Source organism: Phenylobacterium sp., from assembly GCF_041691455.1.
Taxonomy (GTDB): Bacteria; Pseudomonadota; Alphaproteobacteria; order Caulobacterales; family Caulobacteraceae; genus Phenylobacterium.
This window is the reverse complement of sequence record NZ_JBEPUO010000071.1, coordinates 1-3,491: the sequence shown is the minus strand read 5'-3', so window position 1 is coordinate 3,491 and position 3,491 is coordinate 1. Positions and strand designations below refer to the sequence as shown.

The window sequence follows — 3,491 nt, the reverse complement described above, 5'->3', positions numbered from 1 at the left end:
CGCCGCTCCTGGCCCCCCCCCCCCGCTCCGCCGGTGGGGCCGCTCGCCCCACCCCCACCCGGGCCCCGCGCCCCCCCCCCCCCCGGCGCGGGCGGGGCCCCGCGGATCGACGGCGTTCAGCGCCGGTCCGCCAGCACGGTCGGCTGGTGGCCCTCGGCGTTCAGCGCCGCGGCGGTGGCGCTGTGCAGTTGGGGCGTCGCCCGGTCCACGGCGATCCGCAGGCAGGCCTGGTAGTAAGCCTCCCGGTCCAGGCGCACGGGCCCCGACCGTCCGCCGCAGACATAGACCGCCGCGGCGTGGATGCGGCGAAGCGCGACGGTCGCGCCAGCCTCGGAGTCGAGATTGAGGTCCGCCACCGAGACGGTGCGCGACAAGGTGTCGTCGAAGGGAGAACGCTCGGGCGCCGCGAAGGTCGGGCCGGCGCAGGCGGTGAAGCCCACCGCCGCCAGGACGGCGAGCGCGGGGAACGGGTATCGGGCAGTCATGGTCAGGGTCCTTGGGATCAGGCGCGGCGCGGGGTGCGCCAAACGCGGGGCGCCCTGGGACGCCGTTTCCCGGCGCTTCGGCAGGACCTCGACCCGATGGTTTGCCGATCAAACCCCGATCAAACGGCGCCGTGGCGCAATCGCCCTCGGCTTTTGTCGCAACCGCCTCCACCGGCCCCGCGGACGGGGTCTCAGCCGTCGCCGCGCACCGCCGCCTCGGCGGCCTGGAAGCCGATCGTCGTGTGGGTCCCGTCACAGAACGGCTTGGTCACCGAGCCCCCGCAGCGGCACAGGAAGATCTTCTTCTCGCCCGAGATGTCGATCGGTTGGCCGGTGGAGTCGGTCAGCTTCAGTTCGGAGAGATCCCCTGAGACCGCGATCGGCCCGTTGGGGGTGAAGAGCATCTTGATCGCCATGTCGGACCTCCCGTTCGCTTGACCGTTGGACGCCGCCCGGCCGCCGAGGTTCCCGCTGGCCGGGCCCAAGGGCCCTACTTCGGCTTGCGGTACTTCAGGACGAACTGGTCGGTCTTGCCGCGGATCGAGGCGTCGAAGACCAGCTTGTCGTGCGGGTCCGCCGGATTGGCCAGCATCTTGTCCTCGGCGACCAGCTTGAAGCCGGCGGCCTCGACCTCCTTCTTGACGATCGCCTCGTCGATCCGGTGCTGGGTATCGGCGACCGTCAGCGGCGAGCCGGGGGCCGCGGCGTGGTCGACGATGACGTAGAGGCCGCCCGGCTTCAGCGCCTTGAAGATCTCCTTGTTGGCCGTGTCGGAGGTCTCCGCCGGGAAGGCCTTCAGGTGCAGGTCGTGGTAGTTCTGGACGGTCAGCACCAGGTCGAGCCCGTCCGGCAGGCCGGCCGTGGCGATCGGCGCGGTCAGCGGGACCACGTTCTTGTAGTCGGCTACGACCTTGGTCTGGTCCGTGCCGTAGGTCGCCCGGAAGCCGACGAACTCGGCGGACTGGTAGGCGTAGACCTTGCCGCTCGGCCCAACCGCCGGCGACAGGATGCGGGTGAAGTAGCCGCCGCCCATCATGAAATCGGCGACCTTCTGGCCGGGCTTCACCTCGGCCAGCGCCAGCAGTTCGCCGGGCTTGCGCGCCGCGTCGCGCGCGGTGTCCGCCGCCGGCCGCGCCTTGTCGGCCAGCGCCGCGGCGATGTTCGGCGCAGCCGCCGCCACCGCGACACCCGCCCCAATGGCCGACCCGCCGATCGCCAGCGCCGCCAGGACCGAAACCGTCAGATTGCGAGCCATTCCCGCGCCTCCCCTTATGAGTTGATGGCCGGGAACCTAGCACCGGCGCGGGGCCTGCACAGCCTGTTCAGCGAACGGGCTTTCGCCGCCGCAAAGGCCGGGTTACGCCTAGCGGGATCGGGGGATCCGTATGGCGGCCGAAGTTGCTCTTGTCCCGGGGGCCGAGCCCCTTCCGGCCGCGCGGCGGCTGCGCCTGCTGCTCTACGCCGGCGTGCCGATCCTGATCCTCAACTTCGCCGCCCCCTACTGGGGCCTGATTTCGCTGCCGATCACCTTCTTCCTGAAGAACCGGCTGCATCTGGCGGCCCACGAGACGGCGCAGTTCAACCTGATCGCCGCCGTCCCGCTGTTCATCGGCTTCGTCTTCGGCCTGGTCCGCGACCGCTGGAGCCCGTTCGGGGCGGGGGACCGCGGCCATCTCGTGGTCTTCGGCCTGGCCAGCGCCGGGGTCTATGCGGCCATGGCCTTCATGCACCCGACCTACGCCCTGCTGCTGGGCGGCGTGCTGCTGGTCACCGCGCTCATGCAGTTCGTGGCCGGCGCCGCGGCCGGCCTCTCCACGGCGGTGGGCCGCCACCACGCCATGACCGGCCAGATGAGCACCGTCGCCAACGCCGCGACACTGGCCCCCCAGGTGCTCTCGATGTTCATCGGCGGCATTCTCGCGGGCGTGCTGGAAGGCGCCGGCGCCGCGACCGCGGCGCGCAGCCTGTTCCTCATCGGGGCGGGGCTGATGCTGGCCCTGACCGCCTTCGGGGCCTTTGGGCCCAAGCGGCTCTTCGACGACGCCAAGGCCGGAACGGAGGCCTCGCGCCTGTCGCTGGGCGCCGACGTCATGCGGCTCTTGCGCACCTGGGCGATCTATCCGGTGATCATGATCCAGCTGCTCTGGCAGTTCGGGCCGGCGGCCGGCTTGTCGCTGCAGTACCACATGGCCAACGAGCTGCACGCCAGCGACGCCCAGGTGGGCGCCTTCTTCGCGATCTTCTACGGCGGCTTCCTGCCGGTCTACGCCCTCTACGCCTGGCTGGCCCAGCGGCTGAAGCTCGGGACCCTGCTCTGGATCGGGGGCCTGCTCGCCGTGCCGCAGATGGTCTCGCTGCTGTTCGTCCGCTCGGCGGAAACCGCCCTCTTGGCGGCGATCCCCATGGGCCTGCTGGGCGGCGTCGGCCAGGCGGCGTTCACCGACCTCGCCATGCGCTCCTGCCCCAAGGGCCTGGAGGGCACGATGATGATGCTGTTTCTGGCGCTCTACTGGGTTTCCCAGCGGTTCGGCGACCTCTGGGGGTCGGACCTCTACCAGAACCACGGCGGCTACAACACGACCATCTGGGCGACGATCGCCGTCTACACGGCGATTCTGCCGATCCTCTTTCTGGTGCCCAAGCGCATCAAGGCGACCATCGATGCCTGAGACCGGACGCGCGCCCCGGAACGAAGCCCGGCCGCCCCGAGTTTTAGGAGCATGACCGCGCTCGCGATTCCTCCGCATTCGAAGCGCCTCAGCGGCTTGGCGATCGTCACCCTGGTGATGCTCGCCGCCGGCAGCTTCGGCGTCGGTTTCGCGCGCCAGTTCGACGCCGCCGGCCCGAGCCCGTTCCCCGCCGCCCAGCGCGTCGCGGGCGCCGACGCCATTCCCGAGGCCACGCCGGCGCCGGCGCTGCAGGTCGCGGCCACCGAGCCGCCAGCCCACCGCCCAGCCGCCGCCCCGCCGCCCGACGTCAGCGCCGCCCTGCCGGACGCCCCCGTTC

General features: G+C 71.5%; 4 protein-coding genes and 1 pseudogene. 2 read left to right on the top strand and 3 right to left on the bottom strand.

The genetic code is table 11. The annotated features are described in order from the left end of the window. Positions 1-116: 116 nt before the first annotated feature. The 3 genes from ACESMY_RS23565 to ACESMY_RS23555 all read right to left on the bottom strand — a co-directional run bounded on the left by ACESMY_RS23565 (position 117) and on the right by ACESMY_RS23555 (position 1,740). Positions 117-485 carry a UrcA family protein gene (locus tag ACESMY_RS23565; RefSeq protein ID WP_372787078.1) on the bottom strand — a complete coding sequence of 123 codons (369 nt, stop codon included), beginning with the start codon at positions 483-485 and terminating at the stop codon, positions 117-119. Positions 486-676: 191 nt separating this feature from the next. Further along, a complete protein-coding gene (locus tag ACESMY_RS23560; protein ID WP_372787077.1) occupies positions 677-901 on the bottom strand; it encodes a CDGSH iron-sulfur domain-containing protein in 225 nt (74 codons plus the stop codon). A gap of 74 nt (positions 902-975) precedes the next feature. Beyond that, entirely contained in the window at positions 976-1,740 is a 765-nt protein-coding gene (locus ACESMY_RS23555; RefSeq protein ID WP_372787076.1) for a class I SAM-dependent methyltransferase, read from the bottom strand. Positions 1,741-1,870: 130 nt separating this feature from the next. On the opposite strand from ACESMY_RS23555, the gene ACESMY_RS23550 reads away from it, so the two are divergent. Together ACESMY_RS23550 and ACESMY_RS23545 are read left to right on the top strand one after the other, a co-directional pair. Further along, a complete protein-coding gene (locus tag ACESMY_RS23550; RefSeq protein ID WP_372787075.1) occupies positions 1,871-3,154 on the top strand; it encodes a hypothetical protein in 1,284 nt (427 codons plus the stop codon). Between the two features lie 51 nt (positions 3,155-3,205). Then, positions 3,206-3,491 (top strand): annotated as a pseudogene (locus tag ACESMY_RS23545) (hypothetical protein); the annotation flags it as partial.